Consider the following 25,442-nt stretch of genomic DNA (forward strand, 5'->3'; position numbering starts at 1 on the left):
TGACCAGGTGCCATACGTCTAAAACAAAAACGGGGTATCTGCCAGATACCCCGTTGATGATAAAAGTTGGCGGAGCGGACGGGACTCGAACCCGCGACCCCCGGCGTGACAGGCCGGTATTCTAACCAACTGAACTACCGCTCCGAGTTGGTGGGTGCTGCAGGGATCGAACCTGCGACCCTCGCCTTGTAAGGGCGATGCTCTCCCAGCTGAGCTAAGCACCCTGCTAGTGGGGTATATCGTCAATCGGTTAGAGATACCTCACCTGAAGGCGCGCTAGTTTATTGCATCCTTCAATGCTTTACCAGCCTTGAATGACGGGATTCTTGAGGCCTTGATTTTAATCGTCTCGCCAGTTTGCGGATTACGGCCTTCGCGAGCGGCCCGATCCTTCACTGAGAAGGTGCCAAATCCTACCAACGAGAGCGTATCACCCTCTTTCATCGCTTTTGTTACTGCGTCAACCATACCGTCGAGCGCACGCCCGGCAGCCGCTTTGGAAATGTCCGCAGATTCCGCCATTGCCTCAATTAGTTCGGCCTTATTCATTAATCATTTTCCCCTGTGATGGTCTTGGCGGAATTACCGCCTTTAGAAGCGTTATGTAATGGCCCGATTGGGGCCCGAAACGCCAGAATTTATACCGGCTGCCAGATACCCTGTCAAGCAACTCAGAAGACCTATTCTTAACATTTGTTACTGTTGTGACAGAGATATAGCATCTCGAATCATACTAGTGCTTGGTCGGCGCACCCCGTTTCTTGACCTCGTCGCCATCCTGCTGTTGTCCGCCCTTAGTCTGTGTCGCATCCGCTGACTTTCCCTCTTTCGGTTGCGGCATCTCCTTGAGTGCCACCTGCAACACTTCATCGATCCAGCGGACCGGTCTGATATCAAGATTTTGTTTAATATTCTTTGGTATATCAACAAGATCTCGTTCATTCTCTTCGGGAATGATAACCGTTGCGATACCTCCGCGATGAGCGGCAAGCAGCTTCTCTTTGAGTCCGCCGATCGGTAAAACCTCACCTCTCAGGGTGATCTCCCCCGTCATTGCCACATCCGCCCGAACCGGTATTTTTGTCAAAGCGGATACCAGACTGGTACACATACCGACACCTGCGCTGGGACCGTCTTTCGGCGTCGCACCTTCGGGCACATGGATATGAACATCACATTTTTGGTGGAAATCCTCTTCCAATGCGAGAGAATCTGCACGACTCCTGACAACAGTCATGGCCGCCTGAATGGACTCCTGCATGATTTCACCCAATTGACCGGTATGACTGAGCCGGCCCTTCCCAGGCATCAATGCCGCCTCGATGCGCAGCAGTTCACCGCCCACTTCGGTCCAGGCCAGTCCGGTAACCTGACCGACCTGATCGTGTTCGTCAGCCCGGCCATAACGGAATCTTTTAACACCCAAATAGTCTTCAAGCTTCTTGGGTGTAACGGTGATCTTGCCTTTTGGTTTCTTCAGCAGAATATCCTTCACCACTTTACGGCATATCTTGGCAATCTCCCGTTCCAGATTTCGCACACCCGCTTCACGTGTGTAGTAACGGACGATATCGCGTATCGCGGACTCCCTGATGATGAGTTCATTGGGCTTCAATCCGTTATTCTCCATCTGCTTACGCACCAGATAGCGTTCGGCAATACTGACCTTTTCATCTTCGGTATAACCGGACAGCCTGATCACTTCCATGCGATCGAGTAACGCCGGAGGGATGTTCAAGGTATTCGCGGTCGCAACGAACATTACCTCGGACAGATCGAAGTCGACTTCGAGATAGTGGTCATTGAATGTGTGGTTTTGTTCCGGATCGAGCACCTCCAGCAGGGCCGATGCCGGGTCACCCCTAAAATCCATCGCCATTTTGTCTATCTCGTCAAGGAGAAACAGCGGATTACGGGTCTTGACCTTACTCAGGTTGTTGATGATTTTGCCGGGCAATGCGCCGATATAGGTACGCCTGTGTCCACGAATTTCCGCCTCGTCTCTTACCCCGCCCAGGGCCATGCGGGTGAATTTGCGATTGGTGGCACGGGCTATCGATTGACCCAAGGAGGTCTTACCGACACCGGGAGGCCCCACCAGACAGAGTATCGGTCCTTTCAGTTTTCGTACTCGTTGTTGTACCGCGAGATACTCGAGGATACGCTCCTTGACCTTCTCCAGACCGTAGTGGTCTTCATTCAACACCGCGTCGGCCGCACCGATATCGTTACGTATCTTGGTCCGTTTCTTCCAGGGCAGACCGACCAGGGTATCGATATAGTTACGCACCACTGTGGCTTCAGCGGACATGGGGGACATCAGCTTGAGTTTGTTCAACTCATTGGTTGCCTTTTCCTTGGCCTCCTTGGTCATACCGACGGATTCTATCTTTTTGGTGAGATCCTCAATCTCGTTCGGCGCATCCTCCATCTCGCCGAGCTCCTTCTGGATCGCCTTCATCTGTTCATTCAGATAGTACTCGCGCTGATTCTTCTCCATCTGGCGTTTTACGCGGCCACGGATCCGTTTCTCCATCTGCAGGATATCGTTTTCACCCTCCATCAATCCCATCAGATGTTCCAGACGCTCGCGTACGTTGGGCATCTCAAGAACATGTTGTTTCTCTTCCAGCTTCAATGACATATGTGCAGCAATGGTATCTGCAAGACGGCTGGGATCATCGATGCTTGAGAGTGATGTGAGCACCTCAGGGGGCACCTTTTTGTTCAACTTGACATACTGATCAAACAGGTTGGTGGCCGAACGCATCAGTACCTCGCTCTCACGGCCCGCCACATCGATCGTGTCAGTCAGGGTTTCAAGCCTGGCGGTAAAGAACTCATCCGTATCAACGAATTCCGTGATACGTGCTCTCTCTCCGCCTTCGACGAGCACCTTGACAGTACCGTCGGGTAACTTGAGAAGTTGGAGTATGTTTGCCAGGGTGCCGATTGCATACATATCAACCACGTCCGGATCATCCACATCAGCGCTCTTTTGCGCTGCCAGCAGAATCTGCTTGTTGCTCTGCATCGCCGAATCCAGTGCCTGGATCGACTTATCACGGCCGACAAACAGAGGAATGACCATATGGGGATAGACGACCACATCGCGCAACGGCAAAACCGGCACGAGATTATTCTGGCTGATCGTCTTCATGGAATCTGTGTACTCGTGGCCCATTAAATTATCCTCATTTCGGCAGTCTCTCTGCCTAAAAACCTTCAACCTCAGGTATGACAGTCAGTACAGGGATTTGATACTGGCGGGTAACTATGTTCAATCCGCATCCATTTATTCGGATCAACACTATAAAGGACATATATAAGGGTGGAATCTGGATGTTTCAAGCCTGTAATGCAATGAATAGAGCAGATATATACCCTCTGGTGACGAACATACCCAATAGATATGTTATGAATTCAAGAACATACCAGCATCTGTCAGTCAATCCGGCCGGTCTGACTTTCGCACGTAGAACAGACCACTATTTTTGTGATGTTGTGCTAATCGGATGCGGCGATCTGCTTGTCGCTGTTTTCATAAATCATCAGCGGTTCAGACTCGCCGGCGATCACTGCCTCATCCACTACGACCTTCGTCACCTCGTCCATAGAGGGAAGATCGTACATGGTGTCAAGCAGTACTTGTTCTAAGATGGTGCGCAATCCCCGTGCGCCTGTCTTGCGAAGCATGGCTTTACGGGCAATGGCGCGCAGTGCGTCTTCACGGATCTCGAGCTCACAGCCTTCCATCTCAAACAGGCGGCTGTACTGCTTGGTCAGGGCATTCTTCGGTTCGGTGAGGATCTTCACCAACGAGGCTTCATCCAGCTCCTGCAGTGTGGCCACAACAGGCAGACGACCGACGAATTCGGGAATCAGACCATATTTGATCAGATCCTCGGGTTCCACATCGACGATGATATCGCCGATCGAGCGTGAGTCGTCCTTGCTCTTTACTTCCGCGGAAAATCCGATACCACCCTTTTCGGAACGATCTTTGATGACCTTTTCCAATCCGGCGAAGGCACCACCGACAATAAACAGGATATTCGAGGTATTGACCTGCAGGAACTCCTGCTGGGGGTGCTTGCGCCCACCTTGGGGGGGTACGGAGGCCACCGTACCTTCGATCAGTTTCAACAGGGCCTGCTGTACGCCCTCACCCGATACATCCCGGGTAATTGAGGGGTTGTCTGATTTTCGGGAAATCTTGTCGATCTCATCAATGTAGACTATGCCTGTTTGGGCCTTTTCCACATCATAATCACACTTTTGTAACAGCTTTTGGATGATGTTTTCCACATCCTCGCCCACATAACCCGCCTCGGTGAGGGTAGTCGCATCGGCAATCGTGAACGGTACATTCAGGAGCCTGGCAAGTGTCTCAGCCAGGAGGGTTTTGCCCGATCCGGTGGGCCCAATCAGCAGGATATTGGATTTGGCCAGCTCCACATCACTCTCTTTACCGATGGTATCGAGGCGTTTGTAGTGGTTGTAAACCGCGACCGATAGCACCTTCTTCGCCCGATGCTGGCCGATGACATATTGATCCAGGGTCTTTTTGATCTCGTGAGGCTTGGGAAGCTTGTTGATACTCTCTTCCCCGGGATCCTGCATCTCCTCGCGGATAATGTCGTTGCAGAGTTCGACACATTCGTCACAGATGAAGACGGAAGGACCGGCGATCAGTTTGCGTACCTCATGCTGGCTTTTGCCGCAAAAGGAGCAATACAGCAGCTTGCCGTCGTCGCCTTTTCCGCTCTTGTCACTGCCCATATCTCACTCCTCGAACCGAAATCAACCTGCTTTTAACTCAATCATATCTAACTGCGCATAGATGGCAAGGTCAGAGTCACGAAACTCTGATCTGCGTATCAGGCCTCCGATACAGTCGGTAACCGCCTTCAGAGACAGGTTATTCAGTCTGCCGCCCCTTCGCGATTGCTCAGTACAGAATCAATCAGGCCGTAGGCTACAGACTCCTCGCCTCCCATAAAATTATCGCGTTCGGTATCCTCCCCGATCTTCGCCAGACTCTGACCGGTATGATGGGCCAGGATGGAGTTCAAACGCTCCCGCAACAACAGAATCTCTTTCGCATGAATCTCTATATCTGTCGCCTGTCCCTGGAAACCGCCCAGGGGTTGGTGGATCATCATACGGGAATTTGGCAGGCAATACCGCTTTCCCTTTGCGCCACCCGCCAATAATAACGCCCCCATACTGGCTGCCTGACCGATACACATGGTACTGACATCAGGACGGACAAACTGCATGGTATCGTAGATAGAGAGGCCCGCAGTGACCGATCCTCCAGGTGAATTGATATAGAGGTGAATATCCTTGTCAGGATTCTCCGACTCAAGAAACAGTAGCTGGGCAACAACCAGATTGGCCATATGATCTTCGACCGGCCCAACCAGAAAGATAACCCGCTCCTTGAGCAGTCTCGAATAGATATCGAAAGAGCGCTCACCCCTGGCTGTCTGCTCAATGACAATCGGTACCAGACCAAGGTTTTGTGCATCCGGCATTCCTGATGAAAACTGTTCGTTCATAGCTGCTTTTTTTCCTCAGGGTCAACCCTGCTCTGTCAACGCGGTGAATGTGGTCTCATCATCCACTACTTCCACCTGCTCTATGACCCAGTCGACTACCTGGTCTTCCAAAACCACGTTCTGTACCGAAGCCAATTGTTGTTGATTGCCATAGTAGAACTTGACAACCTCTTCCGGCTGCTCGTAGCTGGCCGCATACTCCTCAATTGTCTGGCGTACACGATCGTTATCGACCTGAATCTCGTTTTGTTTAATGATCTCACCAATCAACAGGCCCAGGGTTACACGCCGCCTGGCCTGATCTTCAAACATCTCACGGGGCAATTCGAAACTACCGGCTCCCTGTCCCATCTGTTCCCGAGTCTGTTTACGCAGCGCCTCGATCTCCTCCTCTATCAGCGCCTTGGGAATGTCGATCTTGTTCTGCTCGAATATAAGATCCATCGCCTGACTCTTTATCCGAGCCTTGACACGCTGTGAAAGTTCACGCCGCATGTTTTCCTGGATATCTTCCTTCAGTTTATCCACACCTTCACCGGCGCCAAAGTCCTTGGCGAAATCATCATCGACTTGGGGCAGCACTTCTTCCGCAACCTCATTCACCTCGACTTCGAACGTTACCGGTTTTCCCGCCAGATCTTCCACCCGGTAATCCTCGGGGAATTGCAGGTCAATGGAGCGTTTCTCCTCTTTGACCATTCCCACCAGACCACTCTCAAAGCCCTCGATCATCCGATTGGAACCAAGCACGAGATCCACGTTTTCGGCACTGCCGCCTTCGAACACCTCCCCGTCGACCAAACCCTTGAAGCTGATCTTCACTTGATCACCCTCGGCAGCGGCACGGTCTACGTTGTTCCAGGTAGCACGCTGTTTGCGCAGTTTTTCGATCATATCCTCGACATCCTGCGCGGTGATCTCGGCAACGGGCTGCTTGATCTCTCCCGTGAGTTCGGTCAATTTGATATCAGGCATAACCTCCAGGGTGGCCACATAACTGAACAACCCCTCTTCGGTGCTCTCTTTGGGCTCGATCTTCGGCATCCCCGCGGGTTGCAGCTTCTCCTGCTGGATCGCCTCCTGGTAGCTGCTCTCGATCATTTGACCATAGACCTCCTGCAGGACCTGGCCACCGTAATTTCGGCGCAACAGATTCATAGGTACTTTTCCCGGACGAAAGCCATCCAGTTTGGCGGTTCGACCAATCTGCTTCAGACGCTTGGTGACCTCCACCTCGATCTGCTCAGCCGGCAATTCGACCGTAACGCGTCGCTCTAGCCCTTCACCCGATTCCACCGAAACTTGCATGGTTCTTCTCCTGACAGCCTTGATCTGTCACTATATATTTGTAAAAACTGGAAATATCCTGGAAATTGCAATTGGCAATCACGAGGAAAAAACTGGTGCGAAAGGAGAGACTCGAACTCTCACGGGTTGCCCCACAGGAACCTAAATCCAGCGCGTCTACCAATTCCGCCACTTTCGCTTGCAGCTTGGACGCGGTAAAAAAACACCATAGCCCTGCTGTGAACTGACCATTATAGCGATGAACGGTGGAAGTCTCCAAGCCAATTGCTTCTAAACAGCGTTATCCGCCTATTGCCACTGGCCTGAAATCATGCTGTGCCACTTCATTGCTGCGATCTATCCATCATGCAATTAGACGGCCTTGTTGAGCCCATGCGGCAGATACCACCAGACCTGCGTGGGATGTCGCTTAACTGCCCACCTCAACCCTGTCGACACGTTGAAAACCACGAGGAAGCTTACCCCCCCTACGTCCACGTTCACCTTGATAACCATCCAGGTCTGACGGCTTGAGTACGATATACCGTTTGCCTGCATGGGCGGTAAGGCTGGCACCTTGGGGCACCACTGCCAGAGCGACCACGAACTCCTCCCTCGAAGCCACACGCTTGGCGGGAATACCGATAATCTTGTTGCCCTTGCCACGCGCGAGTTGCGGCAGTTCGGAGAGAGGGAAAACCAGCATGCGGCCCTCATTGGAGATAGCAACGACTCTATCATGACTATGGTCCGATATGACGCCAGGCTGCAGAACCCGGGCCCCTTTCGGCAACGACAACAGGGCCTTGCCGGATTTATTCTTGGCCAGCATATCGGATAGTTTAACCCGAAATCCATAACCCGCATCGGAGGCAAGCAGATATTCCCCATCAGGATCGCCACCGACAACAGCCATGAAAGTCGCACCGGCAGCCGGTGAGAGACGGCCAGTCAGGGGTTCTCCCTGACTGCGGGCGGAAGGCAGGGTATGGGCCAGCAGTGAATAGCTACGCCCGTTGGAATCGACAAATACCGCCTGTTGATTGCTGCGCAAACGCGCTGCGGCCAAAAAGTTGTCACCCGCCCGGTAGTTGAGTGTCGCCGGATCGATTTCATGGCCCTTGGCGGTACGCGCCCACCCCTTTTCGGACAACACCACGGTAACCGCCTCACTCGGGGTCAGGTCGGTCTCCGCCAGCGCCTCCGCCGACTCACGCCGAACAATGGGTGAGCGGCGTTGATCCCCATACTGTTCAGCATCGGCCTTGAGTTCCTTGCGAATCAGGGTACGCAGCCGTTGGTTGGAACCGAGAGTCAATTCCAGAGACTTTCGTTCCTGCTCCAACTCATCCTGTTCGCCGCGAATCTTGATCTCTTCCAGCTTGGCCAGATGGCGCAGGCGCAGGTTGAGGATCGCTTCTGCCTGAGTCTCCGAGAGGGAGAATCTTCTGATCAACTCGGCCTTCGGATCCTCCTCATGGCGGATAATGGCGATCACCTCGTCGATATTGAGGTAAGCGATCATCAAGCCCTCTAGGATATGCAGACGATCCAACACCTGGTCCAACCGATACTGCAGACGCCTGCGCACTGTTTCGGTGCGAAACTGCAACCACTCCTTGAGCAGGGAGCGAAGATCCTTGACCGCCGGTCGTCCATTGATACCGATCAGGTTCATATTCACCCGATAGGTCCGTTCCAGATCGGTGGTCGCGAAAAGGTGCGACATAACCCGTTCCACATCGACCCGGTTGGAGCGCGGCACGATCAGCAGGCGGGTCGGATTCTCATGATCCGACTCATCTCGCAGATCGTCGACCATCGGCAGCTTTTTCGCCTGCATCTGGGAAGCAATCTGCTCCAGCACCTTGGCGCCGGAGACCTGATGCGGCAGGGCTGTGATGAGAATATCACCGTTCTCTCGTTCATATCGGGCACGCATACGTATCGAACCGCTGCCGTTTTCATAGATCTTCAGCAGCTCATCCGCCGGTGTGATGATCTCGGCTTCAGTGGGGTAGTCGGGCCCATGGATGTGCATCATCAATTCAGCAACAGTTGCCTTCGGCGACTCCAGCAGATGGATACAGGCGCTTACCACCTCCCGTAGATTGTGGGGTGGAATATCGGTTGCCATGCCGACCGCGATGCCGGATGTACCATTGAGCAGCAGGTTCGGCACTCTGGCGGGCAGGATCGACGGTTCTTTGAGGGTGCCGTCGAAATTCGGCACCCACTCCACGGTACCCTGGCCAAGCTCTGAAAGCAGCAGCTGGGCGTAGGCGGTCAACCTCGACTCGGTGTATCGCATGGCCGCAAACGACTTGGGATCGTCCGCTGAACCCCAGTTACCCTGACCGTCGACGAGCGGGTATCGATAGGAGAAGCCCTGCGCCATCAACACCATCGCTTCGTAACATGCAGTGTCGCCATGGGGATGGAATTTACCCAGCACATCACCCACGGTACGGGCAGATTTCTTGAACTTTGCCGTGGCACTCAGCCCCAATTCCGACATGGCGTATACGATACGCCGCTGGACCGGTTTCAGACCGTCTCCGATGTTGGGCAGGGCGCGATCGAGAATCACATACATGGAGTAGTTGAGATAGGCCTGCTCGGTAAACTGGCTCAGCGGAACCTGTTCAATTCCCTCAAGGCTTTGGTCGATTGTGTCAGACATATATTGTCCTATCTGATTCCGGGTCACTGACTTGGAGAGCGAGGCCAGATCATACGGAAAGCTGCGAAGTTAGGGAATAGCTTCGACGAGGGCGTCGGATAGCCGGTGCAACAATCCCAGAATCAGAGAAACACCCCCTCCCGCCGACATCAATCTGACGGGAGACTCCGCCAGCGAATGTCAGAGGGGTATCTTTCGGCTAAGTTCGATATGGGTGGATAATAGGATAGTGATACACATTTCGGGCGACATCCGACCATCGTCATCCGCCCCTCGCCATGATTTCCCTCAATGAGTATCATTCATCTATTCCGCATCTACAGACCGAACAGCTTTCAGCCGGGGTTGAAGTGCTGACCGACAGACACCACACAGGAAAAACAATGAGCAACCCATATACCACACCGCAAGATGCCGAAGACGCCTACTACGACGCTATAGAAGAGAAGGATCTGCAGGCATTCATGGAGGTCTGGGAGGAGTGCGAAGAGGTGCTCTGTCTATTGCCGATGATGGCCGCGCAAAGAGGTAAAGATGCGATCAGAAAGCTTTGGGAACCACTGATGCAAAGTGATGTTAGCCTAGACATCCAGACCAAACATCTGGCATGGGTCGAAACCCCCGATATTGCTATCCACCTGATTGAGGAGCTGGTGAAAAGCCCCGGGCAGGATGAGCCACAACCTGTCTACGCCACCAACATCTTCCGTAAAACCGGAGAGGGTTGGCGACTGCTGATGCATCAGAACTCACCCACCCCTCCACCACCCGGCCTGCATGTCCCGGGGATGGAGATGTGATGGAAAACCATAAGCTGGTCATACCCCAACATCTCAACCAATACGGCTACCTCTTTGGCGGTAATCTGCTGCAATGGGTGGATGAATACGCCTGGATAGCCGCGGTTCATGACTATCCCGGACGACGATTCGTCACCATCGGCATGGATCGCGTGGAATTTCATCGCAGTGTGCGAAAAGGGACCATTCTTCGCTTCGATATCCAACAAAGCCACAAAGGGCTGACATCCGTGCAATACCTGGCCAAGGTGTTTGCCCAGGATCCTGAGAGCGGCAAGGAAGAGAGTGTCTTCACCACCACGATCACCTATGTCTGCCTGGACGATCAGGGAAAGAAGCAGCCCATTTGATAAGCGCCAATTCACGCCAATCGATTCCGGCGAGGTGAGCCCTATTTTGCGTACATTGGCGGTGATTTACGTTATTTGCGGCTTCCCCCTCAACTGGGGCCTGTCAATCATCCTCAGCATCGGATAGGGCTGCCTTACGAAACACCGGCAGATCCGGGCTCTGCTCTTCCTCGAGCTCGACCTTCTCGATTTTCTCGAAGCGATTGGTGATCTTGCGTGCTGAGATATTGACGTCACTGACGTCCTGGTGGGCCTGGCCGATGTGCCTCGCCAGGTTATCCATGCGGTTTTGAAAACGACCGAAATCCTTCGACAGGGCGCGCAGATGCTCCTGGATGATATGCACCTGCTCCCGGGTGGCCGCATCCTTGAGTACGGCGCGGGCGGTGGTGAGAATCGCCATCATGGTGGTCGGCGATACCAGCCAGACCCGTTTGCGGAACGCCTCCTCCACCAGATCGGGGAAGTGGGCATGGATCTCAGCGAATACCGCCTCCGCAGGGATAAACATCACTGCCCCATCTGAGGTCTCTCCTGGGATGATGTAACGGGATGCAATATCCTCCATGTGTTTTTTGATATCGTTGCGGAACTGCCGTTGCGCCTGAACACGCTCCGTTTCCGCCAGCTGGTCATCCAGCATGCGCTGATAGGACTCCAGTGGAAACTTGGCATCGATCACCACATTGCCCGTGGGATCGGGCAGAAACAGCACGCAGTCCGCCCGCCGGCCATTGCTCAAGGTGTGTTGCAGGGCAAAACCCGATTCCGGCATCACATTGCGTACCAGCGCCGACAGCTGCACCTCACCGAAGGCGCCACGGGAACGTTTATCCGCAAGTACTTCCTGCAGGCTGACCACATTGGTGGAGAGTTCAGTGATCTTCTTCTGCGCCTCATCGATACGGGTCAGGTGTGTGAGTACTTGATTGAAGGTCTCCGTGGTCTTCTCAAAACCCTCGTTGAGGCGTTTCTCCACCTGGCCGCTTATCTCCTTGAGCCGATTGTCAGTTGTTTCTGTCAGGCCCTGCACCTTCTTTCCCAGATTGTCAGCGTGCTGGGTCAACGCCTCAGCCACCTGTTTACGCACCTCGCCCATCCCGGATTGCAGGGTTTCATGCTGCTGTCGCATGGTCTCCAGTTGACGTTCGTCGAAGGCCTCGCGATGCCGCACCAGAGACTGCGCCAGGGATTCACGCAGCTCGCCAAGTTTCTCCTGCTGTTGCAGTCTGCCCTCTCCCAGGCCCTGTGTAACCGCTTTTTTCAACCCTTCGAACTGTTCCAGCAATTCAAGCCGCAGACGCCCGGTACCCTCGGAGAGGTGTTGCTGCATCTCGCCATAGCGTCGCTCCATACCCTGATAGAGTTTGTCTGACCGTTCCATTTGGGTCTGCTGCATCCCGTGCAGCAGGCGCTGCTGGGCCAACGTGCCACGGGCGATCCGCTCGGTCATCAGGTCGCGCAATTCGCTCTGCTCCCGGGTGTAGTGGCGTTCCTGCGCATGCAGTGACTCCAGCAGCGCCTGCTGATGGTGAATACGGGCGCGCTGTTCACGCTGCTGGGTATCGAGCAGCCGCGCCAGCCAATAGAGCACCCAGCCCAGCAGTATGAGGCAGACGAATCCGAGGATCAGCAATACCTGCAGCAGGGTCGAAGCTTGGGTAAACCATTCCATGACAGAACTATACCCCATCCGGTGACTCAAAACCTGAGTCCGTGCTTGCATCCGAGCAGTGCAGACATTACCTTTGCCCACCAGTCAAACCCCATAGATACACTTCTGGACCGATCTCACATGCGCATACACCTGATGACATTGGGCTGCCGTCTCAACGAGGCGGAGATGGAGACCTGGAGCCGCGACTTTCAGCTCCTTGGCCACGCCATGACAAAACAGGTGGAAGAGGCTGACCTGCTTGTGGTGAATACCTGTGCCGTAACCGAAGAGGCGGTACGTAAATCGCGTAAGTTGCTAAGTCGCAGCAGCCGGCAAAATCCGAATGCCCGTCTGGTTGTCAGCGGCTGCTATGCATCATTGAATCCCGATGCCGCGGCGGAGATAGAGGGTGTGGATCTGGTGATAAACAATCAGGATAAAGGACGGCTGGTGGAGATTGTCAGCGAGAGACTCGATCTTAGCGTGATGCCCCAGAGCGCCACCGAACCGGACGCCACAGGTCTGCTCTCAAGGGGACACCAGCGCGCTTTCATCAAGGTCCAGGACGGTTGTCGCTATCGCTGCAGCTTCTGCATCGTTACCCTGGCCAGGGGTGAAGAGTGCAGTCGCCCGGCTGCTGAGATCATTGCCGAGATAAACCAGCTGCAGAACCAGGGGATTCAGGAAGCGGTACTGACCGGGGTCCATATCGGGGGTTATGGCGCCGATATAGACGCTTCCATTGCCGAATTGATCCGCCGGATTTTGCGGGAGACGGATATCCCCCGCCTGCGTATCGGCTCCATCGAACCCTGGGACCTACCCGAAGATTTCTGGACCCTGTTCGACAACCCCCGCTTTATGCCTCACCTGCACCTGCCTTTGCAGAGCGGATCGGACAGTGTACTGAGACGCATGGCCAGGCGTTGTCGCAGGGATGAGTATCGCCGATTGGTCGATCAGGCCAGAGAACATGTTCCGGATATCAATATCACCACCGATATCATCGTCGGCTTCCCCGGTGAGACTGAAGAGGAGTGGCAGGAAACCCTCGAATTCGTCGAAGAGATCGGTTTCGGCGACCTGCATATCTTCGCCTATTCCCCCCGTCAGGGCACCAAGGCCGCCAGCCTGCCGGGGGTGCTCAGTCGGGAAACCAAGCGGCAACGCAGTCAAGCGCTGCATCAACTGGGTGAGCGATTGAAACGAAAGGCGCTGCAGCACCACCTCGGCCATACCCTGCCGATCCTGATCGAAGGCGGTGATGAGCATGGCTGGGGAGGTTACACTCCCAACTATCTGCGGGTAAAGGCAACAGAGCCCGGCGGAGTCGATTTGAAAAACCGCATCGTCAAGGTATTGATAAGCGGTATCGATGAGGCGTCGTTGCAGTTACAGGGGGCGGTCCGGAACATAGAGGTCGAGCGCACCCCCGGGACACTGAAAAGATAGCCTGAACGCAGCCGAAGATGCGTTCAGGCCATTGTCCGTAGACTTACCAGTTGTAAGTTGTACCTACCCCGTCGACGGTAACGGTATATGCACTGCAATTGTCGAAACTGGCCGTGGCGAAGCTGCCACTGCCACCACTCAGGGTAAGCATGCCACTGCCGGGAACGGCTTCCGCGCAATCGTAGGTGAGTGGCTGGGAGGTTGTCACATCGACCCGTCCGTGATCCGGATCATAGAAGGTCATACTGACATAGAACCCAGAAAACTCATTGCCGCTTACCGATAGATCCTCCACACGATAGATCCTGCCGTCGATCCCGGTGAAATCAGATGTCATGGAGCAGGCCACGGAGGCGCTGGAGATATTGCTGCAGGCAAGGGTCAGGTTAATCGCCTGTGATTCACCGATGTAGGTGACAGTGACATTGAAAACCATGCGCAAACTGTCGGTACCGGTATTGGCGCTGAAAGTAACCGCACCATTGATCACCAATGTGCCGCCATCCATGTCACTCAGGGCACAGTTGGTGAAGCTAATGCTGCCTTCGGTCTCGGCCTCATTGGTATCCGCAATCGCACGGCCGCCCGCATCACAGATCTCCGCCGTCAAGTCGGTCGTTTTGGCGGCATTGGGACTTCTCAGCCGGTCTATCCACTGGGCAATCCTAGGGGCCACTTCCATAAGCTTGGAAGCGGCAGTCTCCTGTGGACGCATCGCAACTTCCGACAAGGCATCCGAGACGACCGCTTGTTGTGTGCCTGAAGCCGCTCCTGTGGTGAGGTCCTTGGCATTCGACGCATCGATGGTGGCTTCCGCAGTCGAGCCGGTGTAGATCGTACCGCCCGACGAGGTGGAACCGTCGCTATCGCCACCGCCACCACCACCGCATCCCTGTAGCAGCAGTAGCGAAAAAAGCAGACTGATTAAACGAATCGATAAGTGTTTCATGATTTTAATTCCTGTATCCTTTCCTTTTAAGCCCATAAATTATATATGGTTTTAACCCTCGGTACCCGGTGTCGGCGAAAGGACTATATGATTTTTTTGGCCGGTGTCACAAATGAATCGGATTCAGAGACTGCTCTCATCGGCCTCACGCTGTTGCCTATCCAGTGCATTCACCAGATAGGCGAGGGAAATTCCCAATTTGCGGGTCCAGGTCAATTCGACACGCCAGGGCGATGCTGGTAGCTGCCAGCGATACTTCAGTTCCCCCTCACCCCGGCGCACGGCACCGATTTTTCCCGCCATGTTTCGTGCATATTTAGGCAGATAGCTGATATCCAGATGCTTGCCATACTTATCGCTCAGCGTGCGTTGCAGCCTTTGCAGGGTTACCTGATTCGAAGGATCATAGGTCTTCAGCACCTTGTAGATGCGGCCCTGAAAGGCCATCACATAGATCCGCTCGCGACCCTTGGTATAGATGATGCCGGCGCGATCGCCATTGACGATGGGATCCATATCGGCTGGACGCTGCCGCAGCAGCCGGTCCATGCTTCCCCCCAGGCAATAGTGTATGAAGACCCGTTTCAGGCATCTGTCATTTATCTCCTCGGCAGGGAGTACCGTGGAAGCGAGGCTGAGTAAGATCAATACTATCCATTGCGGCATCACTTTCATTTCCTACTGTTTCGTTAACGGAGTGGCCAGGGAGTCGATGAATGCCCGCATTTCACGGTAGTGACTCCCTTTCCAATATATACGTCCACACTCATCACAACGCCAAAAATCATTATAGTGTCGACGGACGCGGCCTGGCAGTTGATCCTCGATACGCGGCTTTTCCACTGCCGCCATTTGGCCGTTGCACTCCATGCAGCGGGTAAACGGATTGTACATGCCTGCCAACTGCAACCGTTGTACCAGCTCTATCAATTGCCGCCTCGGTCGGGTTGCATGTATGAAACAGCCACGCGTTATGACTCGATGCATCAGTAAATCCCTATCACGGGTCAACAATACCCGTCCCTGTTCCACTGAGATCCGGACCAAATTCTTGTCGCCGGTATCGTTGAAAAACAGACAATCGAAACCGAGCAGTCGCAGATATCGCGCGAGTTTCCCCAAGTGTGCATCGGCCATAAATCGAAGCGAGCGCAACGGTCGGGATCGAAGACGCAGCAGGGGAGTGATATCCATGGACTCAAACACAGGATAGATGCTGATACAGTCATCCGGTTGCACTGCATAAGTAAAATCGACTGACTCCCCGTTGACCAGAATCACTTCCACTTCGGTGTGGGGCACACCAAGACTCTCTATCAAATGCTTGACACTCGATTTCGGCCTGAATTTGTATGAGAAGCTGCGCTTGCGCAAGGCTTGTGGCAGAAAATCGTTGAGCTCTTCATAAAACCGCAGACTGACCTCTGGCATCGACTTCACCCGAATACAAAGGTTAGGGCCTGTTAACACTAATCCAATTGGATTAGTGTTAACAGGCCCTAAGGTGTCAATAATCGAAATCGGCCCAGACCGGGCAGTGGTCTGAGGGTTTCTCCATCGCTCTGACATCGTAAGCGATACCTACATCGGTACAGCACTCGATCAATGGGGTGGTGGCCAACACCAGATCAATGCGCAGCCCTCTTTTCGGTTCACGCTCAAACCCCCGACTGCGGTAATCGAACCAGCTGAAAAGGTCACTTACGTCCGGTTTGAGGGTTCGAAAACTGTCCTGCAGTCCCCAGGATTGCAACGCCTTGAGCCAATCGCGCTCCTCCGGCAGAAAACTGCACTTACCCGTCTTCAACCATCGTCTGGCATTGTCCTCACCAATACCTATATCGCTGTCGAGCGGCGCCACATTCATGTCACCGATAACCAACAGGGCCTCACCGGGATCATGCTCGCTTTTCAGGTAATCGAGAAGATCGGCATAGAAGCGACGCTTGGCGGGAAACTTAACCTCATGAGCGCGATTCTCACCTTGAGGAAAGTAGCCGTTGATCACGGTCAGGGGCTGACCCTTTGGCGAATTGTAGCGACCGACAATCAATCTGCGCTGGGCATCCTCGTCATCCCCGGGAAATCCCTTGGCGATGAGAATCGGTTCTGCCTTGGAGAGCAAAGCCACGCCATAATGGGTCTTTTGGCCATGGTATCCAGCTTTGTAACCAAGCCCGTCGATCATCTCAACAGGAAAGTCCGCATCCTGCACCTTGGTCTCCTGGATGCCGATGATATCCGGATCATAGACAGCCTTGAGCTGACTCAACTGATGCTCGCGTACACGAATGCCGTTGGTATTGAATGAGACAACTTTCATAAGGACCAGTTAACACTCAACCAATCGGCTCTGCCGGGACTGGTTATTCGTCCGGCAAGGCAATATGAGCGATGTGTGATTTTTATATGTTCAGTTGGTATCACCAAACTTCTCTCCTCGCGCCCCGAAGGAAGTGCCCTTGGGGTGTGCCTCGATTGGCACTTTTTCAGGGGCAACAGGGCCTGGCTACAGCACCTCTCCAGTCTCTTTTTCACCCATTTCAAACCCATGCCGGTAGGCCTTACCCCACGGCAGCAATTCGTGGCCGGCAATCAACGATCTATCAACGACAACACCGGCGGCCTCCAGTGGTGCAGAGTAACCCAATTTTTGCATCGCCTCGACCATACCATCCGCATAGCCCCGGTTGTACCAGAGTTGCAGCTCGCTATCATTTTCCGTCAAGGATTTGGTTTCAGCATACAGATCCTGAACCACCTGCAATAGTCGCTGAAATATCTCCTCACTCATAACGGCTCATAGCCTTACATCTATGCTGTGTTTAATCACGCTACACCCAGTCAGACGGGTACAGGAACACAAGCCTAACATGGGATGGGTATCGTCTCTATCTGACCGGAACAATAAAGCGACTGCCTGTCCCTGGACACCAGCGGCAGTAGCCCCGAGAAACCCGGGGTTTTACCCTGAGCATACAACGGTTGTAATTGATCCCGACACTGGCGATCATTGAGGAGTTAACATGATCCAGGTAGTAGAGTCAGATGTTGATTACGATCTCCCCCGCTAAAACCCTCGATTACGAGACACCGCCGGTTACCACAACCCATACCAAACCCGCATTTCTGAAACAGTCGCGCAGTTTGATCAACAACCTGCGAAACTACACAGCCATGGACCTGGCCGAATTGATGAAACTCAGCATGAAATTATCGGAACTCAACTTCGATCGTTACCATGACTGGAAGACACCCTTCACCCTGAAGAATGCCAAACAGGCAGCGCTGGCGATGAAGGGGGATGTCTACGGCGGACTGGATGCCGAGACATTAGACAAAGAGGGCTTCAAATTCGCCCAACGTCACCTGAGAATCCTCTCGGGATTGTATGGCGTACTGCGTCCCCTCGATCTTATGCAGCCCTATCGCCTGGAAATGGGAACCAAGCTGCCCAATGAACGAGGCAAGGATCTTTACGCCTTCTGGGGGGAACAGATCACGCAGGCCATCAACAAGGATCTCAAGGCCCAGGGTGATGACATCCTGATCAACCTGGCCTCCAACGAGTATTTCAAATCGATCAAACCAAAGCTGATACAGGGCCGCATCATCACCCCGCAATTCAAGGAAAAAAAGAACGGCACCTATCGCATGATCGGCGTGTTCGCCAAACGCGCGCGCGGATTGTTGAGTCGTTATATCATCGACAACCGTCTGCAGGATCCTCGGGAGATCCAGGGCTTCGACTGGGACGGTTACCGTTTTGACAAACGACTCTCCAAGGAAGACCAATGGGTATTCACCCGCGGCTGATCGACGCCCACAGCCACTTTGACGATGTCAGCTTCGGTGTTGACCGAGAACAGGCCCTGCAACGTGCCCATAACGCAGGCGTCCTGGAACAGATCATTCCTGCCATCAAGGCAGCGTGGTGGCCAAGAATTAAACAGCTTTGCGAGCAGCACAGCGGGCTCTATCCCAGCTATGGTCTTCACCCGATGTATCTCTCCGACCATCGTGATGAACACCTGACCTTGTTACTGGACTGGATTGAACAGGAACACCCCGTAGCGATCGGCGAATGCGGTCTCGATTTCTTTATCGAGGATCCCCAACCGGCACTGCAGCAACACTATTTTGAACAACAGCTTCAGGTCGCCGCGGAACAGGGGTTGCCGGTGATCATCCACGCGCGGCGATCGGTGGAAGAGGTGATCAACACCCTGCGCCGCTTTGCAGGATTGCAGGGCATGCTGCACAGCTTTTCCGGCAGCGAACAACAGGCTCACCGGCTGATCGACATGGGATTCTATCTGAGCTTCGGTGGCCCGATCACCTACGACCGGGCCAAACGGCTTCACCGCCTGATCAAATCACTGCCGCTGGATGCGATCCTGCTGGAAACAGACTCGCCCGACCAGCCCGCCAGCCATCATCGGGGGGAACGCAACGAGCCTGCCTTCCTACCCGAGATCCTGCAGACGGTCGCCCGACTGCGCAATCAACAGCCGCAACTGATCGCAGAGCAGACGGCGGCCAACACCAGAAGGCTGTTCAAAATCCGATCACCTCACCCCTGACCATCGCCCGCCGGCCGCTGACCACAGCCACCCAAAACATGACTCTGTCCCCAAGCCCCGCTATCATGTGCCTCATTTTTATCAACGGCCATTCAATACAAGTAAGGAGAATGTCAAATGTCACAGAAAGGGATTCTCGTTACCGGTGGTGCGGGTTATATCGGCAGTCACACAGCCCGTCAGCTGGGTGAGGCCGGTGAGAAGCTGGTCACCCTTGACAATCTCTCCACCGGCTTTCGCCAAGCCGTTCTGCATGGTGAGCTGGTCGTCGGCAATACAGGCGACCCGGATCTGGTGAACCGCATACTTGCTGAATACGACATCGATACGGTCATGCATTTCGCCGCCCACACAATCGTCCCCGAATCCGTGGAAAATCCACTCAAGTACTACGCCAACAACACCTGCAATACCAGGAATCTGCTGGCCTGCTGTGCAGAGGCCGGGGTCAAGCATTTTGTCTTTTCATCCACGGCGGCGGTTTACGGCATACCCGAATCGGGTATCGCCTACGAAGAGGCGCCCACCAACCCGATCAATCCCTATGGCACCTCGAAACTGATGTCCGAAATGATGTTGCGTGATCTTGCCGCCGCCAGCGATATGCGTTATGTCGCCTTACGTTATTTCAACGTGGCGGGCTGCGACCTGGAGAGCCGGATCGGCCAGTCGACGCCGAAGGCGACCCTGCTGACCAAGGTGGCCTGTGAAGCCGCCGTGGGCAAGCGTGAGGCGGTCTACATCTTCGGTACGGACTATCCCACCAAGGACGGCACCGGGGTACGCGACTATATTCATGTGGAAGATCTGGCGGACGCCCATGTCAAGGCCCTTGAATATCTGCGCAATGGCGGCGAATCGACCACCCTCAATTGCGGTTACGGCCATGGTTATTCCGTGCGCGAGCTATTGAAGTCAGTGGAAACCGCCAATGGATCACCCCTTAACATCATCGAGGCGGCGAGACGTGCGGGCGACCCGCCGGAACTGGTGGCAGGGGCCGAAAAGGTGCGCGAGGTATTGGACTGGATACCACGCTACGATGACCTTGCGATCATTGCCAGCTCATCCCTCGCCTGGGAGAGAAAACAGCTGGATGCCCCCTGGTCCAATAACTGACAGGTGCCATTCCTGTTATGGAACTGATACAGATATTCATCCTTGCCGCATTGCAGGGATTGACTGAATTTCTGCCTATTTCCAGCTCCGCTCACCTGATCCTGGCACCCATCGTCACCGATTATTCGGATCAGGGACTTGCCTTCGACGTGGCAGTGCACGTTGGGACTCTGGCCGCGGTGGTTGGTTATTTCCGTCACGAAGTCATCTCTATAAGCAGTGACTTTTTCCGCGCCTGGCTTAATCCCGCGGCCCGTTCCAGAGAGTCCCGCCTGGGCTGGATGATCATCATTGCCACACTGCCTGTCGGGGTGTTCGGTCTGCTGATGAAATCCCTGGTGGAGACCGATCTGCGCTCACCCCTGGTGATTGCCATTACCACCATAGTCTTCGGTATCCTGTTACTGGTTGCCGATCGCATGGGCAAGCGTCAGCGGGATGAGTATGATATCCGCTGGCTCGATGCACTGGTGATCGGCCTCTTTCAGGCACTGGCCATCATACCCGGCACCTCCCGCTCCGGTTCGACCATTACCGGCGGGCTTTTTCTCGGACTGAGCCGCAGAGCCGCATCCCGCTTTTCATTCCTGATCTCGATTCCCACCATCCTGTTGTCAGGCGGATTGCTGACCCTGGAGCTGATGCGCAGCGACACACCTGCCGATTGGCTCTCACTGAGCCTGGGGACCGGGCTTGCCTTTATCACAGCCTATCTCTGCATCCACTATTTTCTGCGTTTTATAGAGACAATCGGTATGTTGCCCTTTGTCGTTTATCGTTTTATTTTAGGTGGACTGATACTGCTTTTTCTGGTCTGACCGAGGCAGAACACAAGGAGTGTAAGCGTGAAAAATCCAAATCTATCAGTTCTCCTGTTACTGCTCATCTCCGTAGGCGGCCAGGCGGCTTTGGCCTCACCCTCCATTGAGACATCCCTGCAACAGCAACTGATCAATGACCGGGATGTGGTATTCATTCAACGTATCGGTCTTGCCGACACACTCCGCTACATGGAATTGAACGGCGAACTATTCCCACCTGCCAAGACGTCTGACAATCGACTCGTCAATCGGGCGCAACGGCAGAAGATCTTATCGACCTGGATCAGTTTTCTGGATCGTCTGATAATCCTTGACTCGATCAGTCAATCCTACGCAGGCTACAAACAGCATCATGATGAACGGGTCCGTAAAATGGCATTTCGTATTGCCTATGCCGCTTTCCTGGCCCGCTATCGATATGTGCTCGATTTTCTGCAGATAACCGAGCGCAATTCTCAGTTTCACACCCTGCTGAATGAGCCCATCCCTGAGCTTGGACTCGAACATGACACCTATACAGAGGTGAAATACCACTACCTGCATATTGCCATTGCGACGGAGTTCACCCGACTTGCCCTTGCCTATCGCTTGCATGGCGAAGAGCCCGGGTTCCGTCTGAACCCGGGAATCCGGGAGGATCAGGCCAAGATCTGGGATTATGGCAAGGGAAAGGGAATCAAGCAGACAATCAAGAATGGGGTCCGGATCGTCAAGGACAGTAGTTTCAAGGCCCTTTTTCCGATTCAGAAAGGGATCTCCCAATGGATGGGTGATGTACGCGTTCGCAGACCTCATCAGTCATTGATCACACTGGAACAGATCAGCTCCCTGCAACCCCGTTTGGAGCCAGGTGATATTTTACTGGAACGGCGTGAGTGGTATCTCTCGAATATCGGACTACCGGGATTCTGGCCCCATGCCGCACTCTTCATCGGCACCCCTGAACAACGTCAGCACTACTTTCAATCCGCCGACATCAAGGCGTGGGTACGCCATCAAGGGATCGACAGTGGGGAGTTCGAAGCACTCCTCCAACATCGCTATCCCCAGGCCTACGCAGAGAGCCTCGGAATGCGGGAGAATGAACACCTGGTCCGGGTAATCGAAGCGGTCAGCGAAGGGGTTGTTTTCACCTCACTGGAACACTCCGCAGCCGCCGATTCTCTGGCGGTTATGCGCCCGAGACTCAGCAGACTGGACAAGGCGAAAGCTATCCTGCAGGCGTTTCACTACAGTGGCAGGCCCTATGATTTCAACTTTGATTTTCTCACCGACAGGGAATTAGTCTGTACTGAACTGGTCTATAAGGCCTATGAAGCCAATGGGGACAAGGCCGGCCTGACACTGCCGGTGGTTGAGATTCTGGGACGGCTCGCAACACCCGCCAACGAGATCGTCAAGCAGTTCGACCGGAACTACGACTCACAAAAGCAGCAGCTTGATCTGGTCCTGTTCTTGGATGGCCAGGAAAAGGCCAGGGTTGCATTGGAATCGGATCTGGCCGCTTTTCGCCATAGCTGGAGACGACCGAAATGGCATATATTGATACAGGACTCGCGGGAAACCGCACATAATTAGTCTGCGTCATTGTATCTATATACCATGCACCATAGTCGCGAGTACCCATAATGCGTCGATTGTCATATCATCTAAGCATCAACCGCTATTGGGGTCGAGTTCTCATTTATGCGGCATTACTACCTGTCCATGGAAGAAAGGTTCACTATGATTAAAAATTTATTATTCACCTCATTGATCAGCCTGATCGTCGTAAGCTGCGGCAATGATAATGATGTCGATATTAAGGAGTTTGACGTTTCCGTCTCTACCGAAGATCTCGAAGATGGCCGCGCATCCATCGACCCGGCGATCAATGGCGGCAGGTTCGATCTGATCTGGAAGGTCGATGACAACGGCGCTTTTGGCTACACCGCAAGATTCTTTCTCAGTGTGAACAGTAATCTCGATGAATCTAACGACATTCAGTTTGGATTCGCCGATTGTGACGCATTTGGATCCTGTGATCACGATACGCGTAATGACGAGGAGTGCTTTTTCAGCAATGACCTGGTGATGTACTGCGGTGATGAGGACGATGACACCAGGTTCGATGTTGACGAGATCGTCGACAGCTTGCCCATGGATGCGTATATCATCATAGAAGCATGTACCACCTTTGATTGCGATACAGAGGCGCATCCTGTTCGGCTTCTATAGCTGCTTGACACGGGACGGACAACCAAGACTGACATCAATCGCCGATATAGCGTTTACGCTTGGCCGATTTTACCTTATCCACGGAAACCAGGATCATGCCATCGGTACAGCCGGCGAAATCGGGATCCTTACCGAAATCGAGAAAGCAGACACCACCCGGTTCACACAGATCAGTGTACTGTTTGAACAGGGTTGGAATCGTGACGTTGTATAACGCCAGCTGATTTTTAAGCTCCTGCAGATCCCTCTCCAAATCATCCCCGCAAAAGTGCCGGGAGAACTCCTCCTGACACGCCTTATCCAATTGATAGGGGATTTTTGCTTCGCCCAGTCGACTTTTACATCCGAAGTAGTGTTTGTAGAAAACCACCATCAGGTCTCGTGCGGCCTTCGGATAGCGATCACTGATACTGACAGGGCCATACATGTGGCGAATCTCAGGATGGTGACGCAGGTAGCTTCCCAGGCCCTGCCACAGATAATCCAATGCCCTTGAACCCCAATAACGAGGCTGGACAAAACTGCGCCCCAGTTCAATGGCCCGCTCCGCATAGGGTTGGAAGCTCTCGTCAAAATCAAACAGCGAAGTGGTATAAAGCCCCTGCATTCCCCGATCGTTGATGATCGGCCCAGCCTCGCCTATTCGGTACGATCCGACAACCTCCAGTTCATTGTCATCCCAAAGTACCAGGTGTCGATAATGAGTATCATATTTATCGATATCCCGGCGCCTGCCCGTACCCTCGCCCACCTTGCGAAAACTCAGTTCCCTTAAGCGGCCAATTTCACGCATCAAGGCCGAGCCGATTTCCCAATCCATGAGAACGATCTGTTTTCCATCCCGGGTCTCACCCAGCAGCCGCCCTTTGGACAGCTCTTTTTTCAACGCTTGTCGCGACTCAGGATGGGCGATGCTGCGCTCGGTGGTGAAGATACCCGGTTTGCGCTGCGCCACCCGATAGAAGTGTTTACGTACAATACGCACCCGCGCCTTAGGCCTGATCCCATCCACATTGAGATGGGCGGCAGGCACCAACCCACCGATCCGAAAGCCGATAGTGTTGGAACGCTGGCGGAACATCTCACCGACCAGCAAGAGGGCGGCGATGGGCTTATAGAGTAGAGAGACGGCATAGAACAGGGGGGAGTTCTTGGCATCGATGAAAACCGGTAGCATGGGGGCCTCGGTACGGCGGATAAACTGGAGAAATCCGTTTTTCCAGCGCACATCCCGCACACCGTTGGGACGCAGCCGGGAGACTTCGCCGGCTGGAAATACAATGACCATTTCCTCTCGTTCCAAGGCTTCATAGACCTGTTTGATACCCTTGCGGCTGGAACTGCCACCCATATTGTCCACCGGAAGCAGTAGATCACCGAGCGGTTCCAGGGCCGAGAGCAGATCGTTGGCCACTACCCGAATATCGGTACGCACCCGACTGATCATCAAAATCAAACTCAGGGCATCGAGCGCCCCTAACGGATGATTCGCCACCACCACCACACGACCGGTAGGTGGGATATTTTCCAGATCCCGGTTTGAAACCAGATAATCGAGGTCGAAGTACTCCAGTACCTTTTCAATAAAATCAAGACCGCGTAGACCCTGGTGATCTTCCAGAAAGCGGTTAATCTCCCGCTCGTGGAAGAGCATCCGGAGCAGGGTCAACATCGGTTTGGTCAACAACTGTGGTTTATTGTTGAAAAAACCGGGAAAACGTTCAGTCAAAACCTGCTCGACATTCAGCACTGCTATGCCTCCAAAACGTTAAAAATACCGGAAGCATAACGAACTGACATGACGAATAATTTGCAGCGAGATGAGAAGTTGACTGCAGTCGAATGATAGATCAGTGACAGCCGTATTCAGCGGTATCGAACAGCAGGGACAAAGCATTAACCAGTAGCGAATTGCAGATCGGTTTTTAAGTCCGCAAATGAACGCGAATAAACGCATATG

The 25,442-nt window shown here is 53.7% G+C and carries 22 protein-coding genes and 3 tRNA genes; 9 read left to right on the forward strand and 16 right to left on the reverse strand.

The features are described 5' to 3' along the window. Positions 1-67 precede the first annotated feature (67 nt). From AB8516_RS09550 to parC, 9 genes are all read right to left on the reverse strand, one after another. Positions 68-144: transfer RNA gene (locus tag AB8516_RS09550), tRNA-Asp, on the reverse strand. Positions 145-148: 4 nt separating this feature from the next. Then, positions 149-224 (reverse strand) — tRNA-Val (locus tag AB8516_RS09555). A 52-nt stretch (positions 225-276) separates the two neighbouring features. Then, complete coding sequence (locus AB8516_RS09560) at positions 277-549, reverse strand: HU family DNA-binding protein (protein ID WP_369160168.1); 273 nt, start codon at positions 547-549, stop codon at positions 277-279. Positions 550-733: 184 nt separating this feature from the next. Next, a complete protein-coding gene (lon, locus tag AB8516_RS09565) occupies positions 734-3,184 on the reverse strand; it encodes an endopeptidase La (RefSeq protein WP_369160170.1) in 2,451 nt (816 codons plus the stop codon). A 323-nt stretch (positions 3,185-3,507) separates the two neighbouring features. Continuing rightward, complete coding sequence (clpX, locus tag AB8516_RS09570; RefSeq protein WP_069122861.1) at positions 3,508-4,782, reverse strand: ATP-dependent Clp protease ATP-binding subunit ClpX; 1,275 nt, start codon at positions 4,780-4,782, stop codon at positions 3,508-3,510. Between the two features lie 143 nt (positions 4,783-4,925). Continuing rightward, entirely contained in the window at positions 4,926-5,540 is a 615-nt protein-coding gene (gene clpP / locus AB8516_RS09575; RefSeq protein ID WP_369163255.1) for an ATP-dependent Clp endopeptidase proteolytic subunit ClpP, read from the reverse strand. A 45-nt stretch (positions 5,541-5,585) separates the two neighbouring features. After that, the gene (tig, locus tag AB8516_RS09580; protein WP_369160173.1) at positions 5,586-6,872 is read right to left on the reverse strand and encodes a trigger factor; all 1,287 of its coding nucleotides are present in this window, start codon (positions 6,870-6,872) and stop codon (positions 5,586-5,588) included. Positions 6,873-6,965: 93 nt separating this feature from the next. Beyond that, positions 6,966-7,050, reverse strand: a tRNA-Leu gene (locus AB8516_RS09585). A 231-nt stretch (positions 7,051-7,281) separates the two neighbouring features. Beyond that, the gene (parC, locus tag AB8516_RS09590) at positions 7,282-9,534 is read right to left on the reverse strand and encodes a DNA topoisomerase IV subunit A (RefSeq protein ID WP_369160175.1); all 2,253 of its coding nucleotides are present in this window, start codon (positions 9,532-9,534) and stop codon (positions 7,282-7,284) included. A gap of 383 nt (positions 9,535-9,917) precedes the next feature. Here parC and AB8516_RS09595 point away from each other — a divergent pair, with 383 nt between their 5' ends. Together AB8516_RS09595 and AB8516_RS09600 are read left to right on the forward strand one after the other, a co-directional pair. Next, positions 9,918-10,334: a nuclear transport factor 2 family protein gene (locus tag AB8516_RS09595; protein WP_369160177.1), complete on the forward strand. Its 417-nt coding sequence runs from the start codon at positions 9,918-9,920 to the stop codon at positions 10,332-10,334. Further along, positions 10,334-10,684, forward strand: a complete 351-nt coding sequence (locus tag AB8516_RS09600) for an acyl-CoA thioesterase (RefSeq protein WP_069122850.1) — start codon at positions 10,334-10,336, stop codon at positions 10,682-10,684. Before AB8516_RS09595 ends, AB8516_RS09600 begins: the two co-directional genes overlap by 1 nt. A 103-nt stretch (positions 10,685-10,787) precedes the next feature. On the opposite strand, the gene rmuC is transcribed toward AB8516_RS09600, so the two are convergent. Next, a complete protein-coding gene (gene rmuC / locus AB8516_RS09605; protein WP_369160179.1) occupies positions 10,788-12,377 on the reverse strand; it encodes a DNA recombination protein RmuC in 1,590 nt (529 codons plus the stop codon). Between the two features lie 117 nt (positions 12,378-12,494). Between rmuC and mtaB the strand changes: the two genes are divergently transcribed. After that, a complete protein-coding gene (gene mtaB, locus AB8516_RS09610; protein WP_369160181.1) occupies positions 12,495-13,793 on the forward strand; it encodes a tRNA (N(6)-L-threonylcarbamoyladenosine(37)-C(2))-methylthiotransferase MtaB in 1,299 nt (432 codons plus the stop codon). Positions 13,794-13,836: 43 nt separating this feature from the next. Here the strand turns inward: mtaB and AB8516_RS09615 are convergent, their stop codons facing one another. From AB8516_RS09615 to AB8516_RS09635, 5 genes are all read right to left on the reverse strand, one after another. Beyond that, positions 13,837-14,742, reverse strand: a complete 906-nt coding sequence (locus AB8516_RS09615; protein ID WP_369160183.1) for a hypothetical protein — start codon at positions 14,740-14,742, stop codon at positions 13,837-13,839. A gap of 123 nt (positions 14,743-14,865) precedes the next feature. Continuing rightward, on the reverse strand, positions 14,866-15,408 hold the full coding sequence (locus tag AB8516_RS09620) for a hypothetical protein (protein WP_369160184.1): 543 nt from the start codon (positions 15,406-15,408) through the stop codon (positions 14,866-14,868). Positions 15,409-15,420: 12 nt separating this feature from the next. Then, on the reverse strand, positions 15,421-16,173 hold the full coding sequence (locus tag AB8516_RS09625) for a Mut7-C RNAse domain-containing protein (RefSeq protein WP_369160186.1): 753 nt from the start codon (positions 16,171-16,173) through the stop codon (positions 15,421-15,423). 76 nt (positions 16,174-16,249) lie between these two features. Next, positions 16,250-17,065: an exodeoxyribonuclease III gene (gene xthA, locus AB8516_RS09630; RefSeq protein ID WP_369160188.1), complete on the reverse strand. Its 816-nt coding sequence runs from the start codon at positions 17,063-17,065 to the stop codon at positions 16,250-16,252. Positions 17,066-17,251: 186 nt separating this feature from the next. Continuing rightward, complete coding sequence (locus AB8516_RS09635; protein ID WP_369160190.1) at positions 17,252-17,536, reverse strand: hypothetical protein; 285 nt, start codon at positions 17,534-17,536, stop codon at positions 17,252-17,254. Positions 17,537-17,790: 254 nt separating this feature from the next. Here AB8516_RS09635 and yaaA point away from each other — a divergent pair, with 254 nt between their 5' ends. From yaaA to AB8516_RS09665, 6 genes are all read left to right on the forward strand, one after another. After that, positions 17,791-18,558, forward strand: a complete 768-nt coding sequence (gene yaaA / locus AB8516_RS09640; protein WP_108291089.1) for a peroxide stress protein YaaA — start codon at positions 17,791-17,793, stop codon at positions 18,556-18,558. Continuing rightward, positions 18,537-19,325 (forward strand): TatD family hydrolase, encoded by a 789-nt coding sequence (locus AB8516_RS09645; RefSeq protein ID WP_369160193.1) that lies wholly within the window; start codon positions 18,537-18,539, stop codon positions 19,323-19,325. The genes yaaA and AB8516_RS09645 overlap by 22 nt, the downstream gene beginning before the upstream one ends. 117 nt (positions 19,326-19,442) lie before the next feature. Continuing rightward, a complete protein-coding gene (gene galE / locus AB8516_RS09650; RefSeq protein ID WP_369160195.1) occupies positions 19,443-20,444 on the forward strand; it encodes a UDP-glucose 4-epimerase GalE in 1,002 nt (333 codons plus the stop codon). Between the two features lie 17 nt (positions 20,445-20,461). Further along, on the forward strand, positions 20,462-21,262 hold the full coding sequence (locus AB8516_RS09655) for an undecaprenyl-diphosphate phosphatase (RefSeq protein WP_369160197.1): 801 nt from the start codon (positions 20,462-20,464) through the stop codon (positions 21,260-21,262). Positions 21,263-21,289: 27 nt separating this feature from the next. Beyond that, positions 21,290-22,843: a YiiX/YebB-like N1pC/P60 family cysteine hydrolase gene (locus AB8516_RS09660; protein WP_369160199.1), complete on the forward strand. Its 1,554-nt coding sequence runs from the start codon at positions 21,290-21,292 to the stop codon at positions 22,841-22,843. A 147-nt stretch (positions 22,844-22,990) separates the two neighbouring features. Next, positions 22,991-23,482, forward strand: a complete 492-nt coding sequence (locus AB8516_RS09665) for a hypothetical protein (protein ID WP_369160201.1) — start codon at positions 22,991-22,993, stop codon at positions 23,480-23,482. Between the two features lie 34 nt (positions 23,483-23,516). Here AB8516_RS09665 and AB8516_RS09670 read toward each other — a convergent pair whose 3' ends face one another. Further along, positions 23,517-25,232 (reverse strand): GNAT family N-acyltransferase, encoded by a 1,716-nt coding sequence (locus AB8516_RS09670; RefSeq protein ID WP_369160203.1) that lies wholly within the window; start codon positions 25,230-25,232, stop codon positions 23,517-23,519. Between the last annotated feature and the right edge of the window lie 210 nt (positions 25,233-25,442).

The sequence above is a fragment of the Candidatus Thiodiazotropha sp. LNASS1 genome (assembly GCF_964212655.1).
Classification (GTDB): Bacteria; Pseudomonadota; Gammaproteobacteria; order Chromatiales; family Chromatiaceae; genus Thiodiazotropha.

Coding starts and splice junctions, on each gene's coding strand:
- AB8516_RS09645 (WP_369160193.1), top strand. CDS start 18,537: ATGGGTATTCACCCGCGGCTGATCGACGCCCACAGCCACTTTGACGAT.
- AB8516_RS09595 (WP_369160177.1), top strand. CDS start 9,918: ATGAGCAACCCATATACCACACCGCAAGATGCCGAAGACGCCTACTAC.
- AB8516_RS09635 (WP_369160190.1), bottom strand. CDS start 17,536: ATGAGTGAGGAGATATTTCAGCGACTATTGCAGGTGGTTCAGGATCTG.
- AB8516_RS09560 (WP_369160168.1), bottom strand. CDS start 549: ATGAATAAGGCCGAACTAATTGAGGCAATGGCGGAATCTGCGGACATT.
- AB8516_RS09600 (WP_069122850.1), top strand. CDS start 10,334: ATGGAAAACCATAAGCTGGTCATACCCCAACATCTCAACCAATACGGC.
- parC (WP_369160175.1), bottom strand. CDS start 9,534: ATGTCTGACACAATCGACCAAAGCCTTGAGGGAATTGAACAGGTTCCG.
- AB8516_RS09655 (WP_369160197.1), top strand. CDS start 20,462: ATGGAACTGATACAGATATTCATCCTTGCCGCATTGCAGGGATTGACT.
- clpX (WP_069122861.1), bottom strand. CDS start 4,782: ATGGGCAGTGACAAGAGCGGAAAAGGCGACGACGGCAAGCTGCTGTAT.
- AB8516_RS09620 (WP_369160184.1), bottom strand. CDS start 15,408: ATGCCGCAATGGATAGTATTGATCTTACTCAGCCTCGCTTCCACGGTA.
- tig (WP_369160173.1), bottom strand. CDS start 6,872: ATGCAAGTTTCGGTGGAATCGGGTGAAGGGCTAGAGCGACGCGTTACG.
- lon (WP_369160170.1), bottom strand. CDS start 3,184: ATGGGCCACGAGTACACAGATTCCATGAAGACGATCAGCCAGAATAAT.
- yaaA (WP_108291089.1), top strand. CDS start 17,791: ATGTTGATTACGATCTCCCCCGCTAAAACCCTCGATTACGAGACACCG.
- mtaB (WP_369160181.1), top strand. CDS start 12,495: ATGACATTGGGCTGCCGTCTCAACGAGGCGGAGATGGAGACCTGGAGC.
- AB8516_RS09615 (WP_369160183.1), bottom strand. CDS start 14,742: ATGAAACACTTATCGATTCGTTTAATCAGTCTGCTTTTTTCGCTACTG.
- rmuC (WP_369160179.1), bottom strand. CDS start 12,377: ATGGGGTATAGTTCTGTCATGGAATGGTTTACCCAAGCTTCGACCCTG.
- galE (WP_369160195.1), top strand. CDS start 19,443: ATGTCACAGAAAGGGATTCTCGTTACCGGTGGTGCGGGTTATATCGGC.
- AB8516_RS09665 (WP_369160201.1), top strand. CDS start 22,991: ATGATTAAAAATTTATTATTCACCTCATTGATCAGCCTGATCGTCGTA.
- clpP (WP_369163255.1), bottom strand. CDS start 5,540: ATGCCGGATGCACAAAACCTTGGTCTGGTACCGATTGTCATTGAGCAG.
- xthA (WP_369160188.1), bottom strand. CDS start 17,065: ATGAAAGTTGTCTCATTCAATACCAACGGCATTCGTGTACGCGAGCAT.
- AB8516_RS09625 (WP_369160186.1), bottom strand. CDS start 16,173: ATGCCAGAGGTCAGTCTGCGGTTTTATGAAGAGCTCAACGATTTTCTG.